This is a genomic window from Sphingomonas sp. DMC8, assembly GCF_056314185.1.
On the sequence record NZ_JBQUYV010000004.1, the window covers coordinates 265560 to 288708 of the forward strand.

Below are 23149 nucleotides of genomic sequence, written 5' to 3' on the forward strand. Positions count from 1 at the left end.
AAAAGGAGAGGACGTACATGGCACGCGTAGCGATCGTGACCGGGGGTACCCGCGGGATCGGTGAGGCGATCAGCCTTGCGCTCAAGGATGCGGGTGTTGCCGTCGCCGCCAACTATGCCGGCAATGACGAGAAGGCCGCGGCGTTCACCGAACGCACCGGCATCAAGGCATTCAAATGGGATGTCGGCGATTTCGATGCGTGCGCTGAGGGCGTGATGGCCGTAGAGGCGGCGCTGGGCCCGGTCGACATTGTCGTCAACAATGCCGGCATCACCCGTGACGGCACCATCCTGAAGATGACGCGCCACATGTGGGAAGAAGTGATCCGCATCAATCTGGGCGGCTGCTTCAACATGGCGCACGCGGTGTTTCCGGGCATGCGCGAGCGCAAATGGGGCCGCATCGTCAATATCGGTTCGATCAACGGCCAGGCCGGCCAGTATGGCCAGGTCAACTATGCTGCCGCGAAATCGGGCATCCATGGCTTCACCAAGGCGCTGGCGCAGGAAGGTGCGCGGTTCGGCGTGACCGTGAATGCGATCGCGCCCGGCTATATCGACACCGACATGGTGGCGGCGGTGCCGGCCGACGTGCTGGAAAAGATTGTCGCCAAGATTCCGGTCGGCCGGCTGGGCCAGGCGAGCGAGATCGCGCGCGGCGTGGCGTTCCTGTGCTCGGAAGAGGCGGGTTTCGTCACCGGTTCGACCCTGTCGATCAACGGCGGCCAGCACATGTACTGAAAACAAAGGGGGCCAGCCTTTTGCAGGCCGGCCCCCGATGCCTCTCGATACGCAACGCGAGAGAATTTCTACGCCAACAACACCTGCAATCTAACGCAGTTCCCTTGATTCTATCCTGAACGGGATGGTTATCGTACGTTCATAATTCGGCGCCGCGGATTGGGCGTGGCCGTGCGGTGCGAAGCCGCTATGAGAGGCCATGCGCCTCCGGCTTCGTACCCTGTTCCTCCCGCCGGTTGTACTGGCGCTGCTCTGTCTCACCGCCTCCGACAAGGATCGCCGCCCGGTGCTGGGCGATGTCGCCGAATTCGAGGCGATCCGGCTGCCGCTCGACCGGCATGATCCGCAGCGGGTCCGGCTCGGCGCGCTGACCTATCTGGGCGGCGCGCAACTGGTGAGCCGCGATCTGGCCTTTTCCGGCTTTTCGGCGCTGGTAGTGGACGGGGACCGCTTCGCGATGCTCAGCGACCGCGGCAATCTGGTGCGCTTTCGCATGGGGGCTGACTGGCGGCCGTTCGACATCCAGTTTCTCGATCTGCCGGCAGGTCCGGGCATCGGCGCAAGGCAGGGGGACCGCGATTCGGAGTCGCTGGCGCGCGATCCGGTGAGCGGCCGATTCTGGGTCGGGTTTGAAGGCCATAATGCGATCTGGCGCTATGACCCCGCGTTTACGCGCGGCGAGGCTGTCACCCATCCGCCCGAAATGCGCGACTGGTCGGAAAATGGCGGTGCCGAATCGATGGCGCGCCTGCCTGACGGGCGTTTTCTGGTGATCAGCGAGACGACGCGGCCTGATGGCCCCGGCCATCAGGCGGAGCGGCGCGCGCTGCTGTTTCCCGGCGATCCCACCGCGCGCGGCACCAGGCCGCTGTCGCTCACCTATGTCCCGCCGCCCGGCTATGATCCCAGCGACGCCGCGGCGCTGCCCGGCGGGCGGCTGCTGGTGCTGACGCGCAAGATCTCGCTGTCGCAGCTGTTCACGGCCAAGCTGGAACTGGTCGACATTCGCGGCTTGCACGCTGGCCAGGTGCTGCGCGGCCGTACCATCGCGACCTTCGCGCCGCCGGTGCAGCACGACAATTTCGAAGGGCTGGCAGTCACCCGCGAAGGCGGTGCGACGATCCTGTGGATCGTTTCCGACGACAATGCGCAGTGGTGGCAGCAGACCTTGCTGCTGAAGTTCCGGCTGGATTTATAGAGCAGCCGTTCGGTGGGGCGACTCCCGCCCAGCTTCACCCGACACGACTCGGCCCGCCCCCGCGCATCAGCGGGAGCGGGCCGGGGTCAGCCGTTCAGCGCGAATCAGGCTGCGGCGGCAGTGCCGGCGGTCGCCTTGCGCACTTCGCGCTTCAGGCGACGGGCGCGCAGCGACAGATCTTCGTCGCGGCTCTTCAGCAGCCAGTTGTCCAGGCCGCCGACATGCTCGACCGAACGCAGGCCGTGCGTCGAAACGCGCAGACGGATGCTCTTGCCGAGCGCGTCCGAGATCAGCGTCACATTCTGCAGGTTCGGCAGAAAGGTGCGCTTGGTCTTGTTGTTGGCGTGGGAAACATTGTGTCCCACCTGCCGGCCCTTGCCGGTCAGCTCGCAAATGCGCGACATCGCTTCAAATCCTGAGTTTTGGCCGATAAGCCGGAAAGGCCGCGCCGATAGCGCCTATGCGCAGCGGCGTCAACCGATTCACGCCGTCGATGCTCGAACTTCCGCGCAACCAGCGCCCGGATTGCGGCGTTGTGCAGGAGTAACGATATGGGGAAACGAGGATGCGAGCAATATTGGCGCTGGCGGGAATCATCCTGCTCGTGGTGGTGATTCTGATCGCCACCGGCATGTTGAACCTCAACATCAGCGGCGGCCGGCTGCCCAGCGTCTCGGCCGAAACGGGATCGGTGCATGTCGGCGAATCGAACGACACGGTGCGTGTGCCGACCGTCGAGATGAAGGACAAGAAGGTTGCGCTGCCGAAGGTGGAGGTACGCCCGGCGGCCAGCCCGACGCCGGCACAATAACCCGGGCGCAGGGCGTGACCTGCGGGCGCACCGGCGTTAAGCGGGGCCATGTTCCCGCTTCCGGACCCGATGCGCGCCGCGCTCGATGCGGCCGCTGCCGCCGCCAGCGCCGGCGAAGTGCCGGTCGGTGCGGCGATCGTCCATGCGGGGCGGGTGCTGGTGGCCACCGCCAATGCGCCGCGTGCGCTGCATGACCCGACCGCTCACGCCGAAATGCTGGCGATTCGCGAGGCCGCCCGGCTGCTCGGGCGCGAGCGGCTGGAGGATTGCGACCTGTGGGTGACGCTGGAGCCCTGCGCCATGTGCGCCGGCGCGATTGCCCATGCCCGCATCGCCAGGCTCTATTATGCGGCTCCCGATCCCAAGGGCGGTGCCGTCGAGCATGGACCGCGCCTTTTCGGCCAGCCGACCGTCCATCACCGCCCCGAATGCTATGCCGGAATTGGCGAAGGCGAGGCGGCGGCGCTGCTGCGCGACTTCTTTGCGGCACGCCGCTGAAAATATTCGTGGTAACGGAAGGTTGTTAACTGCCCGCTGCTGCGGATATGGAAGCACTGCACCATGAGCGCTTCTTTCCCCTGGATCGACGTCGCGATCATCCTTGTGCTGATCGCCGTGAACGGCCTTTTTTCGATGTCGGAGCTGGCGATCGTATCGGCGCGCCCGGCGCGGCTGGAGGCGATGGCCCGCATCGGCAATCGCGGCGCGCAGACCGCGATCACGCTTGCCGCCGATCCCGGCAAGTTCCTGTCGACCGTGCAGATCGGCATCACGCTGATCGGTATCGTTGCCGGTGCCTATTCGGGCGCCAGCCTGGGCGAACCGGTGTCGCAGCGGCTGGAAGGCCTGGGCCTCAGCGCAGAGGCGGCCCATACGCTGGGCATCACCCTGGTGATCGGCGTCACCACCTTTGCCTCGCTGGTGGTCGGCGAACTGGTGCCCAAGCAATTCGCGCTTCGCTCGCCCGAGCCGATTGCCGCCGTGGCGGCGGTGCCGATGCTGTGGCTGTCGCGGATCACGGCGCCGCTCGTGTGGCTGCTCGATTCGACCAGCGGGCTGGTGTTCCGCCTGCTCAGGATGAAGCGCGAATCGGAAAATCGCGTTACCGCCGAGGAACTCCATCTGATCGTCGCCGAGGCAAGCAAATCGGGGGTGATCGAGGAGCATGAGCGCTCGATCATTTCCGGCGTGGTGCGGCTCGCCGACCGCCCGGTCCGCGAAGTGATGACGCCGCGCACCCAGGTCGACTGGCTGGACGTGAATCTGGACGGCGCAGGCATTCGTGAGGAACTGCTGGCGACGCCGCACACCCGCCTGCCGGTGGCGGAGGGATCGATCGATGCGGTGATCGGCGTGGTACAGGCGCGCGACATTGCCGCCGCGCTGTTCCGGGGCGAGCCGCTCGACCTGCGCAAGCTGATGCGTCGCGCACCGATTCTGCCCGATCAGGTCGATGCGATGGATGCGCTGACGGCGCTCCGCCAGGCCGATGTGCCGATGGGGCTGGTCCATGACGAGTACGGCCATTTTGAAGGCATTGTGACGCCCGCCAACCTGCTGGCGGCGATTGCCGGCGAATTTGCGTCCGACGCCGAACCGGGGGACAATCCCAACATCGTCGAGCGCGAGGACGGATCGCTGCTGGTAGCCGGCGCGACCGCCGCCGACGCGCTGGCAGACCGGCTGGGCATCGAACTGCCCGAGGACCGTGACTATGCCACGGTCGCCGGGCTGGCGCTGGCGGTGCTCAAGCACCTGCCCGGCGAGGGCGAGACGTTCACCGAACAGGGATGGCGGTTCGAAATCGTCGATCTCGACGGGCGCAAGATCGACAAGCTGCTGGTCTCGCAGGACGCGAACTAGCCGCGCAAAGGGTCAGCCCTCGCCATGCCCCTTGGCGAGATAATCGTCCGACTGCATTTCCAATAGCCGGCTGACGGTACGTTCGAACTCGAACCGGCCATCCCCGGTTTCGTACAGATGCTCGGGTTCGGCATCAGCGGCGGCGAGCAGCTTGACCTTGTGCTCGTACAGTGCGTCGATCAGCGTGACGAAGCGCGCGGCCTCGTTGCGGTTTTCCGGCCCCAGCTTGGGAATGCCGACCAGAATGACGGTGTGGAAGCGCCGCGCAACCGCCAGATAGTCGGGCGCGCCGCGTGCCTCGCCGCACAGCCGCTTGAACGAAAAGACAGCGACGCCCTTCACGCATTTGGGCACATGCACCTGCCGCCCGCCCTGCACTGGCACGTCGCAGGCGGGCACGCGGGCGCGGTCTTCGACCGGATAGTCGGTCAGGCGGAAGAACGCCGCCGACAGTTCGGCCGTCGCCTCCGGCCCGTTCGGCACCAGCCAGGTATGGACGCTGCCCAGCCGGTCGCGCCGATAATCGACCGGGCCGTTGAGCGCGAGCACGTCCATCTTCGCTTCGATCAGGTCGATGAACGGCAGGAACAGCTGGCGGTTGAGCCCGTCCTTGTAGAGGTCGCGGGGCGGGCGGTTGGAGGTAGCCACCACCGTCAGGCCATGCGCCATCATCGCCGTGAACAGCCGCGACAGGATCATCGCGTCGGGCGGGTTGTTGACCACCAGCTCGTCGAACGCGAGCAGCCGCGTATCGCTCGCCAGCGCATCGGCGACGGCGGTGACGGGATCGGCAGTGTCCTTCTGCCGCTCGACATTCAGCCGCTCATGCACTTCGAGCATGAATTCGTGGAAATGGACGCGACGCTTACGCTGGATGGCGAGGCTGTCGAAGAACAGGTCCATCAGCATCGACTTGCCGCGCCCGACATCGCCCCACAGATAGAGCCCGCGCGGCACCGCCGGCTTGCGGCCGGCAAGCTTCCACAGCACGCTGCCCTTGCGCGGTGCCGCTTCCAGCTCTCCCGCCAGCGCGTCCAGCCGGGCGGCGGCAGCTTCCTGCTCGCGATCGGGGCGAAGCTCGCCTGCGGAGACGAGGGCGCGGTAGCGATCGAGAACGCGGGTCATCGGGAAGGCATCACCAAAAAGAACGAGCCGCCGGGCCGGGTGGCCTGGCAGCTCGGAACCATTTCATCGAAGAGGAGCACGCCTCAAAGAACGCGCTCGGCTTCCATCTTCTTGATCTCGGCGATCGCCTTGGCCGGGCTCAGGCCCTTGGGGCAGGCATTCGCGCAATTCATGATCGTGTGGCAGCGATAGAGGCGGAACGGATCCTCGAGCTGGTCGAGCCGCTCGCCGGTCATCTCGTCGCGCGAGTCGGCCAGCCAGCGATAGGCCTGAAGCAGGATCGCCGGGCCAAGGAACTTGTCGCTGTTCCACCAATAGCTCGGGCACGAAGTCGAGCAGCAGGCGCACAGGATGCACTCATAGAGGCCGTCGAGCTTCTCGCGGTCCTTCGGGCTTTGCAGCCGCTCCTTGCCCGAAGGCGTGGTGGTGACGGTCTGCAGCCACGGCTTGATCGAGGCGTATTGCGCATAGAAGTGCGTGAAATCGGGGACCAGATCCTTGATCACGTCCATGTGCGGCAGCGGGGTGATCTGCACCTCGCCCTTGATGTCCTCGATCGCCGTGGTGCAGGCGAGGCCGTTCTTGCCGCCGATGTTCATCGAGCAGGAACCACAAATGCCCTCGCGGCACGAACGGCGGAAGGTCAGCGACGAATCCTGCTCGCCCTTGATCTTGATCAGCGCGTCGAGAACCATCGGGCCGCATTCGTCGAGATCGACCTCGAACGTGTCGTAGCGGGGGTTCTCGCCCGAATCCGGATCGTAGCGATAGATTTTGAACTTCTTGACCCGCTTGGCCTCGGGGCTCGCCTTGTGCTCCTGGCCCTTGGTGATGCGGCTGTTCTTGGGCAGGCGGAATTCGGCCATTCCTGAAACTTCCTCTTTCGCTTCGGCGCGAGGCCTCTCTTTGCGGCGCGGGCTATGCCTTTCGCGCTCGCAGCGCAAGTGTCCTTTGGATCGCGGCCGCGCGCGGGCGCTAAATCACGTCGAGGATCAGGCCCAGATCGCGGGCCTCTTCGGCCTCGATATACCAGTTGGCGGGCGCGCGTTGGCACACCTCGTCGAAATCGATCCGGGAGCCGGCGACCAGGTCGCGAAACCCCTCTTCCTCGATCAGGATCGAATGCTCGATCTCGTGCAGCTTGGCCTTCAGGATCGCGGTGAGCGAGCGGAGCGGTCCCGAAAGCTGCAGCGTGCTCGTCATCTGCCGCTCATGCACCATGATCCGCGTGCCGCGCGTGGCAAAGCGCTGGTGCACCGGAAAGCTGGCCATAAACGTGGCACCGGCCGAATAGACCGCCACCTTGCCCAGAAACAGCGTCTCGCGCCCGCTATGGTCGCGCAAAAGCCGCAGCTCGTCGGCCATCAGCCGGGCTATTTCGGGGTCGCCGCCCAGCGTGGAGAGCGAGACGACCAGCGCCCCATCCTGTGGCGCGGCGAGAAGCTGGTCGCGAAAGCTGGCATACATCGTCGCATCCACCGGTCCCTGCAGCCGCAGATGCGGCGCGGCGAGCAGCGGATAGCGCTGGAGCGGCGGGGAAGCTTGCGTGCGCTGCGCGTCTTGGGACTGAAACATGGCCGCTGCAACCGGCGAGCCGGTGCGGCGGTTCCGCACTTCAGGGTTTCACGGTTTCAGGGCATCGGTGGCGGGGGCGCCGACCGGCTGGGTCGGCACCTTCGGCATGCGCGCTTCGAGCGGGGCGAGCCAGGCAGCGACATGATCCCCGACATAGATTTGCGGGTTGGACGGCTCGAGCGCATTGGTGCGTTCCCACCCGCCGATCATCTGGCGCGCCTCTCGCGCTGCATCGGCGAGCGGCTGCGGCTTGCGCAGCGCGTGGTTGATCAGCGCGTCGCCGAAAAAGGTCCAGTCATTCTCGGCCCGGCAACCGAAGGAGGAACGGGTCGAGGAGGCAGCGGTGAAGATCGCGCTGCTGTCGCTCATCAGCCCGCGCACGAACGCGCCCGAATAACAGGCAGACAGGATCAATATGCGGTTGCGGATGCCCAGCCCGTCGAGCAGCTCGGCCAGCCGTTTCGGCGACAACATGCCGAAGCCCTGGTCACCGTCATGATAGGCGATGCCGGCATCATGGGCGCCGTGGCTGGTGCTGTAGAGCACCAGCACGTCCTGCTTGCGGTCCATCAGTTCGGCGATGCGCGCCAGCGCCAGCGCCAGCGTCGTCAGGCTGCCCTGCGGCAGCACCGCGCCGCCACGCCCGTCCGGCCCGGCAAGCACCAGCGTCCGCCCGGCGGCATCGAAGCGCCGCGACAGCACCTTGCCCGCCTCGCGCGCTTCGCGGCTGAACACCGGATCGCTGTCGAGCGCGATGCTGAGCACATAGGCATCGACAACGCCCTTGCGTTCGGGCTGGAGCGTCGCGAGCGCGGCGTCGAACCGGCGATGCTCGGCCAGCATCGCAGCGGCGGGCCGCCCGCGCTGCAATTCCGGCCCCCCATCGAAGCCGTCGATCCCGTCATCGCCCGACACCAGGCTGGGCCAGTCGCTCTTGTGCTCGGGGGGCTGTTCCTGCGCGGCAGCCGGATGTGCGGCAAACCACGCCGCGGCCAGACAGGGCAGGAACAGGCGAGACAGGCGACCCATATGGCAAGGCTCCGCTATTTCCGCCGATCCCAAGCCAGTCAGGCGCGTATGTCAATCATATCCGGGCGGGATGGGATCCTGCCGGGCACGCGCGGGGCAGCAAGACTCGCGTCCCGTCGAGCGTAACCAGGCGAAGCGGGGCAGGCACCTGCACGTCCGGCAGCAGGATGTAGAGCCTGCCGCACGCGATCTGCCCGGCCTGGAAGGCGGCGAGGTCCGCTACCGACTGCGCGAGCATCGTGCGTGAGGTCCGGGCGGCATAGACCGCGCGCACGGGCTTGCCGAGCGACGTCGCGCGCCATGCGACTTCCTGGAACAGCTCAAGGTCGCGCGTCGGATCGGCGGGAAGAAAGGCGACATCCTTCGCCTGCGCGATGGCGCCTGCCCAGCGGGGATCGGCGGTGCGGACATACGGGGTCGCGGGTGACGCGCTCAGCGTGCGCAGCGCTGCCACCATGCCGGACATGTCGGCAAGCTGGAGCATGACGAGCGCCGCGAGCACTGCCCCGGCACGCCGTGCTCTCAGTCGAAAAATCGCGACCAGTCCGACGAGCACCAGTACATAAGCGACCGGCCAGAACAGCCGACCGGATGCGCGAACCATGTCGAGTGCGGGCGCCAGAATCGCAGGCGGCGCCATGCGCGGCAGCTTGTGCCCGGCGATGTCGGGATAGGTGCTGATCGCAAGCAGCGTCAATGCAATCAGGGCCGGGGCAAGCCAGGCGATGCGGCCATGCATCGCGCGTTCGGCGGTTGTGCGCGGAAAGCGCCAGGCGATGCCGGCCGCGAACACCAGCATCAGCAGCAGGCCTGCGCCGAGATACTGGAAGCCCTCGAAATCGCGACCGGGGCGTTGGGGCGTGGCGGGCAAAAGCGTCGAGAAGGACGGGTTTGCGGGATTTACCAGCGCGTCGAGCGGCATGGCGAAGGCGCCGTAATTGCCGGCGCGGACATAGTTGCCGCCGGCCCCCAGCCACCATGCGAGCGCTGCAACCATCAGCAACGTCGCGCATGCGCCCGCGATTGTTCGGGCGCGCGCCCTGGCTTCGCTTTCGATGGTTCGGGCAAAGGTGGAGCAGGCCCAGAGTGCTCCCACCATCACCAGCAAATAGCTGTGTACCAGTGTCGTGACCGCCAGCAGCGGCAGCCAGCGCCTGCCATGTGCCGGGCGCGGCTCAAGGTGCAGCCACAATCCCCACAGGATCAGCCAATGGGCGAACAGATTGGCGTGAAGGATCCGGTTGAACAGCGTCGGCAAGAGGCACAGCAGCGCGGTCCCTACCCAGAGCGCCAGCGGATCGGGGGCGTGGCGGCGGAGCAGTGCGTGCGCAAAGCCCGTTTGCAGCACCAGGCACAGCAGGAACCACCAACCGACAAATTGCGTATCGGCGGGCAGAAGCGGGACAAAGGGGCGTGAGAGCAGTCCGATCAGCGGATTGCTGTCGGTGAACAGCAGCGGCACGCCTTCCGGCGCGCCGAGCAGCGCGGTGCGCAGCGAAAGCCCTGCCGCGCTGTCATGCAGATAGGCGTGAAGGCCCAGCGCATTTTCGCCATTGTCGGTGCCGCGCAGCAGCCACGAAATCGCCCGGGGGTCGAGAATCGCATGGTGAAAAAACAGCAGGAACAGCGCAACCGGTAGCAGCGCAAAGGGCAGCAGGGCGATCAGGCGGCGCACGAGAGCATCCTACCGCCTGACGCTGCAAAATGGGTTAACGCTGAGCCGTTACCCCACCCGGTTCGCCAGCAGGTCTTCGACCACCGCCGGATCGGCGAGGGTCGAGATGTCACCCAGATTGCTCGTGTCGCCTTCGGCGATCTTGCGCAGGATGCGGCGCATGATCTTGCCCGAGCGGGTCTTGGGCAGGCCGGGCGCGAACTGGATTGCGTCGGGGGTGGCGATCGGGCCGATTTCGCTGCGCACCCAGTCGCGCAGCTCCTTGCGCAGCGCCTCGTCCGCGCTCACGCCGGCATTGAGCGTGACATAGGCATAGATGCCCTGCCCCTTGATGTCGTGCGGCATGCCGACCACGGCTGCCTCGGCGACCTTGTCGTGCAGCACCAGCGCGCTTTCGACCTCGGCGGTGCCCATGCGGTGGCCCGACACGTTGATGACGTCGTCCACGCGGCCGGTGATCCAGTAATAGCCATCGGCATCGCGGCGGCAGCCGTCACCGGTGAAATATTTGCCGCGATAGGTGGTGAAATAGGTCTGGAAGAAGCGTTCATGATCGCCCCAGACGGTGCGCATCTGCCCCGGCCAGCTCCGCGCGATCACCAGATTGCCCTCGGCAGGTCCATGCAGGACATTGCCGTCTGCATCGACGATCTGCGGATCGACACCGGGGAAGGGGAAGGTGGCCGAACCCGGCTTCAGCGGCACCGCGCCCGGCATCGGCGTGATCATGTGGCCACCGGTTTCGGTCTGCCACCAGGTGTCGACGATCGGGCAGCGCCCTTCGCCCACCACTTCGTGATACCAGCGCCAGGCCTCCGGATTGATCGGCTCGCCGACCGAGCCGAGCAGCTTGAGCGACTTGCGGCTGGTGCGGGTGACGAAATCATCGCCTTCCTTCATCAGCGCGCGCAGCGCCGTGGGGGCGGTGTAGAGAATCTCGACCTTGTGGCGATCGACCACCTGCCAGATGCGGCTGGCATCAGGCCAGTTGGGCACGCCTTCGTACATCAGCGTGATGCCGCCATTGGCGAGCGGGCCATAGACGATATAGCTGTGGCCGGTGACCCAGCCGATATCGGCCGCGCACCAATAGACCTGGCCGGGGCGGTAATCGAACACCAGCTCGTGCGTATAGGCCGCCCAGAGCAGATAGCCGCCGCTGGAATGGAGCACGCCCTTCGGCTTGCCGGTCGAGCCCGAGGTGTAGAGGATGAACAGCGGGTCTTCGGCGCCCATCGGCTCGACGGGGCACTCGGCCGGCACCTGCGCCGCCGCTTCGTGATACCAGATATCGCGGCCGGGCTGCATCGCCACCGCGCCGCCGGTCGCGCGCACGACGATCACCGTTTTCACGCCCGGCGCATGGGCCTGGGCTGCATCGACATTGGCCTTGAGCGGCACGCGCTTGCCGCCGCGACGGCCCTCGTCGGCGGTGATGACGACGCTGCTGTCGCAATCGACGATGCGGCCGGCCAGCGCCTCGGGCGAAAAGCCGCCGAACACCACCGAGTGGATCGCCCCGATCCGCGCGCAGGCGAGCAGCGCGAACGCCGCCTCGGGGATCATCGGCATGTAGATGGTGACGCGGTCGCCCTTCTGCACGCCGTGTGCCTTCAGCACGTTGGCGAAGCGGCAGACCTGTTCGTACAGCTCCAGATAGGTGATCCGGCGCGGTTCCTCGGCGGGATCGTCGGGTTCCCACAGGATCGCGGTCTGGCTGCCGCGGCTGGCGAGGTGGCGGTCGATGCAATTCGCGGCGACGTTCAGGCGGCCATCGGCGAACCAGCGGATGTGGAAATCACGCTCGTCGAACGACCAGTCGCCGGCGATTTCGGGGCGCTTGATCCAGTCGAGCCGGCGTGCCTGTTCGAGCCAGAAGCTGCCGGGATCGGCGAGCGACCGGCCATGGAGTTTTTCATAACCCGCCGCATCGACACGGGCCTGTTTTGCCCAGTTTTGCGGCACCGGATACACGCTATCGCTCATCAGACCCCTCCTGGTCGCGGCGCATCTAGGAGCGGGGGCAGGCAATAGGCAAGCCGGCGTGTGCCGCAGGATCGTTACGGAAATGAATGTTTCCGCTGGAAACGGGCGTGCGTATCAGTCATGTATAACGCCATGACACGTCGCGCGATCGCTCTGTTGCTGTGCACGGTGCTGCCGCTGGGGGGCTGTACGATGGGCCCCACCTATCATCCCCAGACCGCGCAGGCGCTCGGGGTACCCGACAGTTTCTCCGTCGCTGCCGGCCAGAAAGCGCGGGAGGATCTCGGCCGCTGGTGGGGGCGGTTCGATGATCCGATGCTGGGGCAACTGGTCGAAAAGGCGCAGACCGCCAATCTCGACATCGGCCAGGCCGTGGTGCGGCTGCGTCAGGCGCGCGAATCGCTGGTACAGGCGCGTGCGGGGCTGATGCCGACGCTGAGTGGCTCGGCAGGCTATTCGCGCAGCGAGCCGCTTCGCGGGGGGACAACCACCACGCGCCTTTCCGACGGAACGGTCGCCTCCTTCTCGCAGGGCGGCAGCAGCAGTTTCTCGCTGGGGCTGGATGCCAGCTATCAGGTTGATCTGTTCGGCGGCGTGCGCAGCGGCGTCGATGCGGCGCGCGCTGCCTATGAAGCTGCCGGCTTCGACCAGGCGACCGTATTGCTGTCGGTCGAATCGGAGACGGCCCGCAATTATGTGTTGGCGCGGCTGACGCAGGCCCAGCTTGCCAATGCCCGCGAAAGCCTGACGATTCAGGACGAAAATCTGCGGATCGCCGAATGGCGCGTGCAGGCCGGGCTGGTCTCGTCGCTCGATGCCGAGCAGGCGCGGGCGCAGCGGGCGCAGACCGCCGCGACCATTCCGCAGCTGGAAACCAGCTATGCCGGCTATGTCGCGCGGCTGGGTGTGCTGACCGGGCAGGCACCGGGGGCGCTGCGGCCCATGCTGGAGGCAAGCAGGCCCATTCCGCGCGGCCCGGCGAGCGTGGCGGCGGGCATCCCGGCCGATGCACTGCGCCAGCGCCCCGATGTGCGCTCCGCCGAGCGCAGCCTGGCCGCTGCCACCGCGCGGATCGGCGTTTCGGCGGCCAAACTCTATCCCAGCCTGTCGATCGGCGGCAGCCTCAGCAGCGGCAGCGCCTCGCTCGCATCGGTAGTCGATGTGATTTCGGGCCGATTGTTCGCCAATATCGCCCACACCATCTTCAATGCGGGCAGCACGCGCAGCCAGGTGCGCGCAGCGCGCGCCGCAGCCGATGGGGCCTTCCTCACCTACAAGGCCAATGTGCTGAAGGCATTGGAGGACATCGAAAACGCGATCGTCGCGTTGCAGGCCGCCCAGCGCCGCGAGACCGAGTTCCGTACCGCGCTGGAAGCAGCCAACAACCAGGCGCTGCTGGCGCGGATGCGCTATCGCTCCGGCCTTACCGATTTTACCACCCTCAACCAGTCCGAAAGCTCCCTGCTTTCGGCAAAGAACGGCTTGTCCCAGGCCGAATCTGAACAGGCGACTGCGCTGATCCAGCTCTATGTCGCCCTTGGCGGCGGCTGGGACAGCAGCAGCGCCCCCACCCAACCCCTCCCCACGACGACAGGCAGCTCCGCCGATGGCCAGTGAAACACCGGAACTGAACGCCTTTCTGGGCACCAAGCGGCGACCCTGGTGGCGGCGCAACCTGCGCTGGATCATCATCGCCGTCGTGGTGGTGGTGCTCGGGCTGCTTGTCTCGCGCTGCTTCGCGCCGAAGCCGCCGCCCAGCTACATCACAGTGCCCGCCGAAAAAGGCGCGCTGGCGGTCACCGTGTCGGCAACGGGCCGGTTGGCGCCGACCCGGCAGGTGACGGTGGGCTCGGAAATCTCCGGCCTCGTCCTCAAGGTGCTGGCCGACGTCAATGACCGGGTGACGGAGGGGCAACCCATCGCGATCATCGATCCTTCCCGGCTTGACGACGCGATTACCCAGAGCCGTGCAACCCTGCTCGCCAATCAGGCGGCGGTTGCGCAGGCGCAAGCGACGCTGGACGAGTCGGTCGCCCAGCTCCGGCGCATGGAGGAAGTAAGCCGGTTGTCGGGCGGCAAGGTGCCCGCCAAGACCGAACTGGATACCGCCCGCGCCGCCGTCGAACGCGCCCGTGCCAATCTGCGCGCGGCCCAGGCGAACGTCGTTTCTGCCCAGGCATCGCTGTCGTCGAACCAGACGCAGCGGTTCAAATCGATCATCCGTTCGCCGGTGGACGGCGTCGTACTCGCGCGTCAGGTCGATGCAGGCCAGACGGTTGCTGCTTCCTTCAGCACCCCGACGATGTTCGTGATCGCGCGGGATCTTACCCAGATGAAGCTGGAGGTCGCGATCGACGAGGCCGATGTCGGGTCGGTCAAGGTCGGGCAGCCTGCCAGTTTTACCGTCGATGCTTTTCCCGGCCGGACCTTCCCGGCGCAGATCACCCGCGTCGATCTGGGCTCCAACCTCACCGCCTCGACGGCGTCGAGCAGCTCGGCCACCAGCAGCGGCACGACCAGCAGCTCCAACCAGGTCGTTTCCTACGCAGCGATATTGTCGGTCACCAATCCGGACCTGACGCTGCGCCCGGGCATGACCGCGACCGCGACGATCGGCGTCGAGAAGCTCGACAATGTGCTGATGGTGCCCAACGGCGCACTGCGCTTCACGCCGGAGGAAGCCGGCGCCAAGGCCGGCGTGCAGGTCCAGTTCGGCCCGCACCGGCAGGATCAGCAGAAGTCGATCGGCCGTGGCAGCCATCAGACCGTCTATGTCGTGGGCAAGGACGGCAAGCCGCAAAAGATCGATGTCGTGACCGGCCCGAGCGACGGCAGCCGCACCGCAGTGACGAGCGCGCAGTTGAAGCCCGGCATGAAGGTTATCGTCGGCGTTCAGGCCAATGGTCCTGCCAAGCCCGCCAAGGACGATCAGGACTGACATGACCGAGCCGCTCATCCAGTTGCAGGGCGTCACCAAGACGTTCGGCGAAGGGCCGACGGCGTTTCAGGCGCTGAAAGGCGTCGACCTGACGATCGAGCCGGGTGCCTTCATGGCAGTGATGGGGGCATCGGGCTCGGGCAAGTCGACGACGATGAACATTCTCGGTTGCCTCGACGTGCCGACCGGGGGCGCCTATCTGTTCCGCGGCGTCCATGTCGAGAAGCTGGATCGCGACCAGCGCGCCTATCTGCGCCGCCGCTATCTCGGCTTCGTGTTTCAGGGCTTCAACCTGCTCGCCCGCACCACGGCGCTGGAGAATGTCGAGCTGCCGCTGCTGTATCGTGGTGAGCATCGCCGGGCACGGCGCGAGGCGGCAATGGCGGCGCTGGCGCAAGTGGGGCTCGATCGCTGGGCGGACCACACGCCCGCCGAACTGTCGGGCGGTCAGCAACAGCGCGTCGCGATCGCTCGCGCGATCGTCACCAGGCCCGATGTGCTGCTCGCCGACGAACCCACGGGCAATCTCGACAGCGAACGCTCGGTCGAAATCATGAAGCTGCTCCAGCAGCTCAATGCCGAACTGGGAATCACCGTGCTGATGGTCACCCACGAACCCGATATGGCGGCTTTCGCCAAGACCATCGTGCACTTCAAGGACGGGCTGGTCGAGCGTACCGAAATCCCCGCCGGCATTGCGATGGGGGCCTGAGCGATGCTGTTCACTACGCTGCTCCTGTCACTGCGCGAAATCCGACGGCATTTATTGCGCTCGTTCCTGACGACGCTCGGCATCATTATCGGCGTCGCTGCAGTGATCACCATGGTCACGCTGGGCAACGGCGTTTCCGCTTCGGTGCAGCAGTCGATCAGCTCGCTGGGCAACAATACGCTGACCGTCTTCCCGAGCGGCGGGCGGCGCGGCGGCACCAACCCGCCGCAGTTTGAAAACACCGATATCCTGGCGATCCGCCAGCAGGTGAGTGGCGTCAGCGCCGTCGCGCCCCAGGCATCGGCGTCGGCATTGGCGGTCCGCAACGCACAGAACTGGACGGCCTCGATCACCGGCACCAGCAACGACTATTTCGACGCGCAGAATCTGGAATTCACCGGCGGCCGCCGCTTTACCGATGCCGAGCAGAGCGCCGGCAAATCGGTGTGCATCATCGGCGATACCATCCGCACCAATCTCTTCGCCAATGAAGATCCCGTCGGTCAGCGATTCCGGCTGGGCACGGTAAGTTGTGAAGTGGTTGGCGTGCTCAAGAAGCGCGACAATGCCGGGTTCAACGACGTCAATTCCACCGTGGTGCTGCCGATGAAGACCGTGCAACGTCGCTTCGTCGGCAACCAGAATGTGCTCGCGATTCAGGTTGCGGTTGCCAAGGGGTATGACACCGAAAGCGTGAAGAACGCGCTGGTCGGGCTGCTGCGCGAGCGCCGCCATCTCTCCCCCGGCCAGCCCGACAATTTCGACATTTTCGACAGCGCCCAGTTCGCCTCTACCATCCAGCAGCAGATGTCCCAGATGACGCTGTTCGTTGCGGCCATTGCCGCGGTCAGCCTGCTCGTCGGCGGCATCGGAATCATGAACATCATGCTGGTGTCGGTGACCGAGCGGACGCGCGAGATCGGCATCCGGCTGGCAATCGGCGCGCTCGGCAAGGAAGTGCTGCTGCAATTCCTGGTCGAGGCGATTGCGCTTTCCTGCCTTGGCGGGCTGGTCGGCGTCGGTCTGGCCTTTTTCGCTTCCTGGGGGCTGGCGACGCTGGCGCATCTGCCGTTCCAGTTCGATCTGTCGATCAACCTGCTGAGTTTTGCGATTTCGGCGCTGATCGGGATCATCTTCGGCTTTTTCCCGGCCCGGCGCGCCGCCGCGCTCAATCCAATCGACGCATTGCGGCACGAATAGCTTCGCCCGCCTCGCGCGCGCGGAGTGCCTCCAGGTCTTCGCGGGTGTCGATATCCACCAATTCTTCCGGTCGGGTGACGACATGGCGGCCCCGGCGGATGAGTGTCCGCGCGCCGGCATCGCCTTCCAGCCCGCTGAGCGCAGCGAAGTGATCGCGCCCGAACAGGGCGGGCGGCATCGGCTGCACGCCGTCGCTGGAGGCGACCAGTGTCGCGGGGCCGGACGAGGCATCGAACAGGCGGTAGCATTGCGCTGCCGTCACGCGCGGCATGTCGGCAAGCGCGACCAGCACCGCCTGCGCGTCCACCGCCTCGGCCGCGGCAACGCCATAGCGTAGCGATTGCGCCTGGCCGGATGCGGGATCGGGGTTCTCGACCACGCGAAAGCCGCGCGTGGAGAAATCGAGCGCCGTGTCCGACACCACGGCGATGCGCGCGAGAAACGGCATGTTCTCAAGCGCCGTGACGACGTGAAAGGCAAGCGGCTGGCCGAGATAGGGCTCAGCCAGCTTGTCGCCGTCGACGAACCGCCGCGAGCGTCCGGCGGCGAGCAGCACGAGCGCAGTGGTTTCAGGCGTCAGCATGGAAACGCTGGACCATGGCGGCGGCGATCGAAAGGGCGATCTCCGCGGGACCGATTGCGCCGATGTCGAGGCCCGCAGGCCCTTCGATCCGCTCGAGTTGTTCGGGCGGGACACCGGCTGCCGCCAGCCGTTCCAGCCGCGCCGCATGGCTGCGCCGCGACCCGAGCGCCGCGACATATCCGGTCGGCGCCGCAAGCGCGGCAATCAGCGCCGCATCGTCGATCTTGGGGTCGTGGCTCAGCGTCACCAGCGCGGTTGCCGCGTCGGGCCGCAGCGCCGCAACCGCTTCGTCCGGCCAGCGATCGTCGAGCGCCACTGCCGGGAAACGCTCGCTCGTCAGGAAGCGGCCGCGCGGGTCGATCACGGTGGTGGCGATGCCCAGCTCGCGTGCCAGCCCGGCGAGCGCCTGCGCGATCTGCACCGCGCCGACAATCAGCAGCCGCCGCGGCGGATCGTATCGGTTGATAAAGCCTTCGCCCCCGATGGTACTGCGGCCGCTGGCCAGGTCGGTCGCCACCATGAGCGACTGCCCCTCGGCCCGTGCGGCGCGGATCGCATCGAACAGGTCGGGCGGGAATCCTTCTGCTGATACCGGCTGCACCAGCACCGCGATCTGGCCGCCACAGGGCAGGCCGACTTCCCACGCCGCTGCGTCGGCAACGCCATATTCCTTCACGACCGCCGGGCCGCCGGCAATCACCTCGGCGGCAGCCTGCAAAATATCGGTTTCGACGCAGCCGCCGGAGACCGATCCTTCGAACCGCCCGTCTTCATGGACGAGCAAATGGCTGCCGCGCGGGCGCGGTGCCGAGCCCCAGGTCGACACCACGGTTGCCAGCGCCATACGCGCGCCGCGCCAGGCATCGGCCGCCGCCAATATGCTGTCGTTGTCGGCCAATTGTCCCGCTCCCGTCACATCCGCGTCCTAACCGCTTAGCCAAAGGAGAGTTTCGTGACGAGATTGCTGTTGCTTGCGATGATGCTGATGGCGCCCGCCGCCGCGTTCGGGCAGGATCATCCGATGGAAAAGCCCATGCCCCGCATCATCGTCATCGGCCATCGCGGTGCCAGCGGCGAGCGGCCCGAACATACTTTGCTGTCCTACCAGCGCGCGATCGACAGCGGCGCCGACGTGATCGAGCCCGATCTGGTGCCCACCAAGGACGGCGTGCTCGTCGCCCGTCACGAAAACAACATCGCCGACACCACGGATGTCGCGGCGCATCCTGAATTCGCCAGCCGCAAGACGACCAAGACGATCGACGGCCAGGCGATCATCGGCTGGTTCACCGAGGATTTCACCCTGGCCGAGCTGAAGACGCTGCGCGCCAAGGAGCGGCTGCCCAAGATCCGCCCCGGCAACACCGCCTATGACGGCCAGGCGACCATCCCGACGCTGGACGAGATCATCGCGCTGGCGAAGAAGGAGTCGGCGCGACTGCACCGCACGATCGGCATCTATCCCGAAACCAAGCACCCCAGCTATTTCGCCTCGATCGGCCTGCCGCTCGAAGCCCGGCTGGTCGTGAAGCTGAAGGAAGCCGGCTGGGACAGCCCGGATGCGCCGGTGTTCATCCAGTCGTTCGAGGTGAACAACCTCAAAAAGCTGAAGACGATGACGAAGGTGCGGCTGATCCAGCTGATGGCGGGCAGCGAAGGGCCGGCGGACCATGCCTATGCCAGCTACAAGGAAATGGCGACGCCGGAAGGGCTGAAGGCAATCGCCAGCTATGCCTATGGCATCGGGCCGGAATTGACCCAGATCATCGCCACCGACGGCACGCCGACCACGCTGGTCGCCGATGCCCATGCGGTGGGGCTGAAGCTGCATCCCTGGACCTTCCGCGCCGAGAATTTCTTCCTGATGCCCGCCTATCGCACCGGTACCGATCCGGCCGCGCATGGCCGGCTGGCGGACGAGATTACCGCCTTTCTGAAGGCCGGCATCGACGGCTTCTTCACCGATTTCCCTTCCATCGGCGTACCGGCACGGGATAGGTTCCTCGCCGCATCCGGTCAGTAAGGCTTATATCATGCGCATCCTGTTCCCCGCCCTGTTGCTCGTGCCGCTGCTGGCGGGGGGATGTGTGGTGAAGACTGCGGCGAAGGTGGCGACCATGCCGGTCAAGGCTGGCGCAAAGGTCGTCGACTGGACGACCACCAGCCAGGACGAGGCCGATCGCAACCGCGGCCGGGCGATGCGCAAGCGTGAAAAGGAATGCCGCAAGCATCCGGAACGCTGCCAGCAAGAGGGCCAGCCCCAGCAGCAATAGCCGCGCGGGCGCGCTCAGGCGTCTTGCGCCAGCGCCTCTGCCACGGCGGCAAGCACCGCCGCGCGCATCTGCACCCACAGGTGGCTGCTGCGGACCTCCACCGCACGGCAGGCGCCGGTGCGGCAGTTGAGGCCGTTGACCAGCCCGTCGCTGCGGCTCCAGATCGCGGTGGCGGGCACCGGGAGCGGCGCGGCCGCTTCCTCCAGTTGCGCGAGCAGCGCGGGATCGTTGATCCGCTCGCCGCTCAGCCATTCGAACGGCCGCCACACATTGGTGGCGTCGGGCGGCCCGGCAAAGGGCGAGCTGATCGTGATGACGGCGCGCACTTGCTCCGGGTGCCGGTGCGCTGCCACCCGCGCCATGATTCCGCCCAGCGATATGCCGATCAGCGTCACGGGCTGGCCGCTGTCGCGATACAGTGCCTCGACCTGCGCCATCAGTCGTTCGCCCGCTGCGCCGGTCGTGCGCGTGCCCAGATTGCGGCCAAGGCCCCAGCCGGTCGCGCGATAGCCCAGCCGGCGCAGATGGCGGCGCAGCACGGCATTGGCGCGGTCATTGTTGAACAGGCCGGGCAGCACCATCACCGGCCGGCCGTCGCCGCGCGGACCCTCGCCCAGGGCGGTCCAGCGGCCGGCCAGTTCGGCCAGCCCCCAGGCCGCGCGCGGCGCCTCTGCCAGCATTGCCAGCCGCGGCGGCGGCACTGCGGCCGATTGGGGAACGGGCCAGCTCGGGGTCATCTTGCGCACACTCCGTAATCGCCGCCGTTTCGCCCTTCTGGCGCCCATGCTATGTCCTTGCCATGAACAAGGAAACCCATGTGCTGGACCGGCCGCCGGAGGGCGCAGCGCCGGACTGGACGATACCACAAGGCTGGTCCGCCTACACGCCCGAGGAACATGCCACCTGGGACCGGCTGTTCGAACGCCAGGCGAAGCTGCTGCCGGGCCGCGCCTCTGCTGCCTATCTGCGCGGGCTGGAGGCGCTGCGCCTGTCTGAGTCGGGGATTCCCGATTTCGAGGAACTGTCGGAGCGGCTGATGAAGCTCACCGGCTGGCGCGTGGTCGCGGTGCCGGGACTGGTGCCCGACGACATCTTCTTCGACCATATGGCCAATCGCCGCTTCGTCGCCGGCAATTTCATCCGCCGGCCCGACCAGCTCGATTACATCCAGGAACCCGATGTGTTCCACGACGTGTTCGGCCATGTGCCGATGCTCGCCGATCCGGTGTTCGCCGATTATCTGGAGGCCTATGGCCGGGGCGGCATGCGCGCGCTGGAACTGGGCGCGCTGAAGCAGCTTGCCCGGCTCTACTGGTACACGGTGGAATTCGGCCTGGTCGAGGAAGCCGACGGGCTGCGCATCTATGGCGCCGGCATCGTCTCCAGCTCGGCGGAAAGCGTGTTCGCGCTGGAAAGCGACAGCCCCAACCGCATCGGCTTCGACATGAAACGGGTGATGCGCACCGAATATCGGATCGACGACTTCCAGCAGAACTATTTCGTCATCCCCAGCTTCGACGAATTGCTGCGCCAGACGGTGGAGACCGATTTCGCGCCGCTCTATGCCGAAATCATTCCCCAGCCGCCGATTCCGATCGCCGCGATCGAACCGGCCGACCGGGTGCTTACCCACGGCACGCAGGACTATGCGCGTAGCCGCGGCGCGGCAGTGACGGGGTAGGCGACTACCCCTTCAGATATCCAGCGCCCAGCCGTCGCGGCCCTTGGGGGCGGGCGGGGTGGTCGGCACATAGCGTTCGGCACCCGCCGTCAGCCGCAGGATCGTCCAGTCGCCGCGGCGGTCGACCAGTTCCAGCGCGCAGCCGCATGCCTCGAACGCGGCGACCACCTGCGGCCGTTGGGTTTCCAGCAGCCCGGCCAGCACGATCGTGGCGCTGGGCGCGGCGATTGCGGCCAGCTCCGGCGCCATCGAGACGAGCGGCCCGGCAAGGATGTTGGCGATCACCAGATCATAGGGCGCCCGGGCGGTAATCGCATCGGAAAGCGCGCCGTCGGCAACGATCAGCTCGACGCCCTCAACCCCATTCGCCACTGCATTTTCGCGCGTCACGTCGACTGCGGCCGGGTCGATGTCCGTCGCCATGATCCGCGCGGTTGGCCACAGCCAGGCGGCGGCAAAAGCGAGCAGGCCGGTGCCGGTGCCGACATCGATCACATTGGCGAACTGCTTCTCCGCCATCCCGTCGAGCATTGCCAGACAGCCCGAGGTCGTCGCATGATGCCCGGTGCCGAAGGCGCGGCCCGCATCGATCAGGAACGCCCGCCCGCCTTCCGGCGCCTCGGCGGGATGCGCGCTGGTATGGACGACGAAGCGCCCCTCGCGGATCGGCTCCAGCCCTTCCTGGCTCAGCGTCACCCAGTCCTGCCCGGTCAATGCCTCGACTTCGGGCGCCACGCCGGCCGCGCTCGGCACCAGCGCCTTGATCGCCGCAAGCATCGCGGCATCGGGCTCGTTTTCGAGATAGGCGTCGAGCCGCCAATGCTCGACATCGTCCTCCACCGTCTCGGTAGTCATCAGCACCGCGTCGATTTCGATCATGCCCGCGTCGATCGCCTCGGCCTCGGCGCGGGTGCAGGGCAGGCTGACCTTCCAGCTGTCGATCTCAGCGGACATAGCTGGCTCCATTGGCGTCGAGGACCGCACCGGTCATCGAGGGGGGCGCATCAAGCGCGCAGAATTTGGCGATGGCGGCGATCTCCTCGGGGCTCGCGACGCGGCCCAGCGGAATGTCCGCCAGCAGCTTGTCGCCGCCGCGGCTCGCCAGATAGTCCTCGGCCATGCCGGTCATGGTGAAGCCGGGGCAAATGGCGAAGGCAAGGATGCCCTCGGCAGCATAGCCGCGCGCGATCGACTTGGTCATGCCGACCATACCCGCCTTGGAGGCGGCATAATGCCAGTGCGCCGGGCTGTCGCCGCGATAGGCGGCGCGGCTGGCGACGTTGACGATGCGCCCGCCGCTCCCCCGTTCCTGCCAGTGGCGCACGGCGAGCCGGCATAGTTCGGCCGAGGCGGTGAGGTTGACGCGCATCGTGCGCTCCCAGCCTTCGACCCAGTCGTCATGGGCGGCGCCGAGCGGGTTCGCCTCGAAGATGCCGGCATTGTTGATCAGCACGTCGATCCGCCCGTCGAGCGCCTCGAGCGCCTGCTGCCAGAGCTGCTGCGGGGCGGCGGGATCGGTGAAGTCGGCCGCGATACCGCTCCGCGTGCCCTGGCCGACAAGCTTCACGCGCGGATCGTCACCGAGCAGCGCCGCCGTCGCCGCGCCGATGCCCCGGCTGCTGCCGGTGAGGAGGATATGGGGGGTCATGGCGCTTGCCCTAGCGCGGGCGGCCCTGCGCGTCACCCCGGCGGGTGGGGCATTTCGCGCCCCTCCCCGCATAGGAGGCCGGAGATGGGTGCGCGCGTCTGCGTACGCCGGA

At 66.7% G+C, this 23149-nt stretch carries 24 protein-coding genes; 12 read left to right on the forward strand and 12 right to left on the reverse strand.

Translation table 11 applies throughout. The features are described from left to right. Positions 1-17 precede the first annotated feature (17 nt). Both phbB and ACT53K_RS10740 read left to right on the forward strand, forming a co-directional pair. Complete coding sequence (gene phbB / locus ACT53K_RS10735; protein WP_476228621.1) at positions 18-740, forward strand: acetoacetyl-CoA reductase; 723 nt, start codon at positions 18-20, stop codon at positions 738-740. A 199-nt stretch (positions 741-939) separates the two neighbouring features. Next, complete coding sequence (locus ACT53K_RS10740) at positions 940-1938, forward strand: esterase-like activity of phytase family protein (RefSeq protein WP_476228622.1); 999 nt, start codon at positions 940-942, stop codon at positions 1936-1938. 104 nt (positions 1939-2042) lie between these two features. Here ACT53K_RS10740 and rpmB read toward each other — a convergent pair whose 3' ends face one another. Beyond that, positions 2043-2342 carry a 50S ribosomal protein L28 gene (gene rpmB, locus ACT53K_RS10745; protein ID WP_476228623.1) on the reverse strand — a complete coding sequence of 100 codons (300 nt, stop codon included), beginning with the start codon at positions 2340-2342 and terminating at the stop codon, positions 2043-2045. Between the two features lie 161 nt (positions 2343-2503). Here rpmB and ACT53K_RS10750 point away from each other — a divergent pair, with 161 nt between their 5' ends. The 3 genes from ACT53K_RS10750 to ACT53K_RS10760 all read left to right on the forward strand — a co-directional run bounded on the left by ACT53K_RS10750 (position 2504) and on the right by ACT53K_RS10760 (position 4612). Next, on the forward strand, positions 2504-2749 hold the full coding sequence (locus ACT53K_RS10750) for a hypothetical protein (protein ID WP_476228624.1): 246 nt from the start codon (positions 2504-2506) through the stop codon (positions 2747-2749). Between the two features lie 69 nt (positions 2750-2818). Beyond that, positions 2819-3247 (forward strand): nucleoside deaminase, encoded by a 429-nt coding sequence (locus ACT53K_RS10755; protein WP_476228746.1) that lies wholly within the window; start codon positions 2819-2821, stop codon positions 3245-3247. A 63-nt stretch (positions 3248-3310) separates the two neighbouring features. Further along, complete coding sequence (locus ACT53K_RS10760; RefSeq protein ID WP_476228625.1) at positions 3311-4612, forward strand: hemolysin family protein; 1302 nt, start codon at positions 3311-3313, stop codon at positions 4610-4612. A gap of 12 nt (positions 4613-4624) precedes the next feature. Here the strand turns inward: ACT53K_RS10760 and zapE are convergent, their stop codons facing one another. The 6 genes from zapE to acs form a co-directional block, all read right to left on the reverse strand. Continuing rightward, positions 4625-5737, reverse strand: coding sequence for a cell division protein ZapE (gene zapE, locus ACT53K_RS10765; RefSeq protein WP_476228626.1), 1113 nt, complete (start codon positions 5735-5737; stop codon positions 4625-4627). 83 nt (positions 5738-5820) lie between these two features. After that, the gene (locus tag ACT53K_RS10770; RefSeq protein WP_476228627.1) at positions 5821-6603 is read right to left on the reverse strand and encodes a succinate dehydrogenase iron-sulfur subunit; all 783 of its coding nucleotides are present in this window, start codon (positions 6601-6603) and stop codon (positions 5821-5823) included. Between the two features lie 109 nt (positions 6604-6712). After that, complete coding sequence (locus ACT53K_RS10775; RefSeq protein WP_476228628.1) at positions 6713-7312, reverse strand: ATP-dependent Clp protease proteolytic subunit; 600 nt, start codon at positions 7310-7312, stop codon at positions 6713-6715. Between the two features lie 48 nt (positions 7313-7360). Then, positions 7361-8341, reverse strand: a complete 981-nt coding sequence (locus ACT53K_RS10780) for a C13 family peptidase (RefSeq protein ID WP_476228629.1) — start codon at positions 8339-8341, stop codon at positions 7361-7363. Between the two features lie 55 nt (positions 8342-8396). Beyond that, positions 8397-10016, reverse strand: a complete 1620-nt coding sequence (locus ACT53K_RS10785; protein WP_476228630.1) for a DUF6311 domain-containing protein — start codon at positions 10014-10016, stop codon at positions 8397-8399. Between the two features lie 48 nt (positions 10017-10064). Continuing rightward, a complete protein-coding gene (gene acs / locus ACT53K_RS10790; protein ID WP_476228631.1) occupies positions 10065-12002 on the reverse strand; it encodes an acetate--CoA ligase in 1938 nt (645 codons plus the stop codon). Between the two features lie 132 nt (positions 12003-12134). Here acs and ACT53K_RS10795 point away from each other — a divergent pair, with 132 nt between their 5' ends. Genes ACT53K_RS10795 through ACT53K_RS10810 form a run of 4 tightly spaced genes read left to right on the forward strand, consistent with a single transcriptional unit; the run spans position 12135 to position 16852 of the window. Then, positions 12135-13619: an efflux transporter outer membrane subunit gene (locus ACT53K_RS10795; protein WP_476228633.1), complete on the forward strand. Its 1485-nt coding sequence runs from the start codon at positions 12135-12137 to the stop codon at positions 13617-13619. Then, positions 13609-14940 (forward strand): efflux RND transporter periplasmic adaptor subunit, encoded by a 1332-nt coding sequence (locus ACT53K_RS10800; RefSeq protein WP_476228634.1) that lies wholly within the window; start codon positions 13609-13611, stop codon positions 14938-14940. Before ACT53K_RS10795 ends, ACT53K_RS10800 begins: the two co-directional genes overlap by 11 nt. Before the next feature lies 1 nt (position 14941). Continuing rightward, a complete protein-coding gene (locus tag ACT53K_RS10805) occupies positions 14942-15652 on the forward strand; it encodes an ABC transporter ATP-binding protein (protein WP_476228635.1) in 711 nt (236 codons plus the stop codon). Positions 15653-15655: 3 nt separating this feature from the next. Then, positions 15656-16852 carry an ABC transporter permease gene (locus ACT53K_RS10810; RefSeq protein ID WP_476228636.1) on the forward strand — a complete coding sequence of 399 codons (1197 nt, stop codon included), beginning with the start codon at positions 15656-15658 and terminating at the stop codon, positions 16850-16852. On the opposite strand, the gene ACT53K_RS10815 is transcribed toward ACT53K_RS10810, so the two are convergent. Together ACT53K_RS10815 and ACT53K_RS10820 are read right to left on the reverse strand one after the other, a co-directional pair. After that, positions 16821-17435, reverse strand: a complete 615-nt coding sequence (locus ACT53K_RS10815) for a nucleotidyltransferase family protein (protein ID WP_476228638.1) — start codon at positions 17433-17435, stop codon at positions 16821-16823. The two genes, ACT53K_RS10810 and ACT53K_RS10815, sit on opposite strands and share 32 nt — an antisense overlap. Then, a complete protein-coding gene (locus ACT53K_RS10820) occupies positions 17422-18333 on the reverse strand; it encodes an XdhC family protein (RefSeq protein WP_476228639.1) in 912 nt (303 codons plus the stop codon). The genes ACT53K_RS10815 and ACT53K_RS10820 overlap by 14 nt, the downstream gene beginning before the upstream one ends. Positions 18334-18411: 78 nt before the next feature. Here ACT53K_RS10820 and ACT53K_RS10825 point away from each other — a divergent pair, with 78 nt between their 5' ends. Both ACT53K_RS10825 and ACT53K_RS10830 read left to right on the forward strand, forming a co-directional pair. Next, the gene (locus ACT53K_RS10825) at positions 18412-19458 is read left to right on the forward strand and encodes a glycerophosphodiester phosphodiesterase (protein WP_476228747.1); all 1047 of its coding nucleotides are present in this window, start codon (positions 18412-18414) and stop codon (positions 19456-19458) included. A 10-nt stretch (positions 19459-19468) separates the two neighbouring features. Beyond that, the gene (locus ACT53K_RS10830; RefSeq protein WP_476228640.1) at positions 19469-19708 is read left to right on the forward strand and encodes a hypothetical protein; all 240 of its coding nucleotides are present in this window, start codon (positions 19469-19471) and stop codon (positions 19706-19708) included. Between the two features lie 14 nt (positions 19709-19722). Here the strand turns inward: ACT53K_RS10830 and ACT53K_RS10835 are convergent, their stop codons facing one another. Further along, positions 19723-20445, reverse strand: a complete 723-nt coding sequence (locus ACT53K_RS10835) for an esterase/lipase family protein (protein WP_476228641.1) — start codon at positions 20443-20445, stop codon at positions 19723-19725. A gap of 62 nt (positions 20446-20507) precedes the next feature. Here ACT53K_RS10835 and phhA point away from each other — a divergent pair, with 62 nt between their 5' ends. Next, positions 20508-21389 carry a phenylalanine 4-monooxygenase gene (gene phhA / locus ACT53K_RS10840; RefSeq protein ID WP_476228642.1) on the forward strand — a complete coding sequence of 294 codons (882 nt, stop codon included), beginning with the start codon at positions 20508-20510 and terminating at the stop codon, positions 21387-21389. A 12-nt stretch (positions 21390-21401) separates the two neighbouring features. On the opposite strand, the gene ACT53K_RS10845 is transcribed toward phhA, so the two are convergent. Further along, complete coding sequence (locus ACT53K_RS10845; protein WP_476228643.1) at positions 21402-22343, reverse strand: 50S ribosomal protein L11 methyltransferase; 942 nt, start codon at positions 22341-22343, stop codon at positions 21402-21404. Next, a complete protein-coding gene (locus ACT53K_RS10850; RefSeq protein WP_476228644.1) occupies positions 22333-23037 on the reverse strand; it encodes an SDR family NAD(P)-dependent oxidoreductase in 705 nt (234 codons plus the stop codon). The genes ACT53K_RS10845 and ACT53K_RS10850 overlap by 11 nt, the downstream gene beginning before the upstream one ends. Between the last annotated feature and the right edge of the window lie 112 nt (positions 23038-23149).